The 1586-nt window shown below is 69.3% G+C and carries 2 protein-coding genes; both read left to right on the forward strand.

Translation table 11 applies throughout. The features are described from left to right. Positions 1-331: ABC transporter permease (locus ACXJKL_RS20805; protein WP_457208897.1), on the forward strand; the 331-nt coding region annotated here is incomplete at its 5' end. A 128-nt stretch (positions 332-459) separates the two neighbouring features. Further along, complete coding sequence (locus ACXJKL_RS20810; RefSeq protein ID WP_457208898.1) at positions 460-1518, forward strand: substrate-binding domain-containing protein; 1059 nt, start codon at positions 460-462, stop codon at positions 1516-1518. The last annotated feature ends 68 nt before the right edge of the window (positions 1519-1586 follow it).

Here is a 1586-nt window from a genome sequence, read left to right on the forward strand (position 1 = left end):
GCTCTACGTGCTGCTCTACGTGCTCGTCGGCCTGTGCTGCGGCATCGCCGCGATCATGCTGGTCTCCCGCACGACGGTGGGCAGCTCGACGCACGGCAACCTCTACGAGCTCGACGCGATCGCGGCGGTCGTCATCGGCGGCACGCTGCTCTCCGGTGGCCGCGGCACCATCGTCGGCACCGTCTTCGGGGTGCTGATCTTCACCACCCTCAACAACGTGTTCACCCTCAACAACCAGGACACCTCGACCCAGGCGGTCGCGAAGGGCCTGATCATCGTCGTCGCCGTCCTGCTCCAGCAGCGGCTGGCGTCTCGGAGCACCACCGCATGACGCCGCTCCGGGACGGGGGACCACCTCGGCCCGGCGCGGCAAGCCAGCACCCGCAGCATCGCAGTCAGCACCACCCCAGTCAGCACCACCCCATTCAGCACCACCCCATTCAGCACAAGGAGCAGCACATGTCCCTCTCGTCGATCCACAAGAAGCTGGGGACCACCCTGGTCGCCGGGCTCGCCGTCGCCTCCCTCGCGGCGTGCACCAGCAACGCCGAGCCCGAGTCCGAGAGCAGCGGCGCCAGCGGCGGCACCTCCACCGCGGAGCAGGGCTCCAACGACGAGTCGGGCGACACGGTCGTCATCGGCTTCTCGGCCCCCGCCGCCGACCACGGGTGGATGGGCTCGATCACCGAGTCCACCCGCACGGCCGCCGAGGCGTACGACGACGTGGAGCTGCGCGTCGCCGAGGGCACCAACGACGTCAACCTGCAGATCAGCCAGGTCGAGACCTTCATCAACGACGGGGTCGACGCGATCGTGCTCCTGCCCTTCGACGGTGCCGCGATGACGCCGGTCGCCCTCAAGGCGATGGAGGCCGGCATCCCGGTCATCAACGTCGACCGCGAGTTCGACGACCCCAACGCCGCCCGCGTCACCGTCCTCGGTGACAACTACGGCATGGGCGTGTCCGCGGGCGCCTACATCTGCGAGCAGGCGGGTGGCAACGAGGACGCCGTCGTCGCCGAGATCGCGGGCATCGACTCTCTCCCCCTGACCCAGGACCGCAGCCAGGGCTTCGAGGACGCGCTCAAGGACTGCGGCCTGGACGTCGACAACCGCGTCGCCGCCGACTTCACGGTGGAGGGTGGCGAGAAGGCCGCGTCCAACCTGCTGCAGGCCGCTCCGAAGATCGACTACCTGTGGAACCACGACGACGACCAGGGCGTCGGCGTCCTGGCGGCGATCGAGAGCGCGGGGCGCGACGAGTTCACCATGATCGGCGGCGCCGGCTCGGCCAACGCGATGCGGGCCATCCAGGAGGACGACAGCGTGCTGAAGGCCACCGTCATCTACCCCTCCACCCAGGGTGCCGACGGCGTCAAGCTGGCCCGTCTGCTGGTGCAGGGGAAGGCGATGAGCGACCTGGTCGAGATCGAGGTGCCTCGCACCGTGCAGCTCTACGCGCCCGTCGTGACCTCGGAGAACGTCGACCAGTTCATCGACACCGCGTTCGAGTCCTGACCTCCTCCGGGCCGGGCTGAAGCCCGGCCCGGAGCGGTCTCCTCGACCCACCACGACCAGCACGATCC

The sequence above is a fragment of the Nocardioides sp. P5_C9_2 genome (assembly GCF_054049555.1).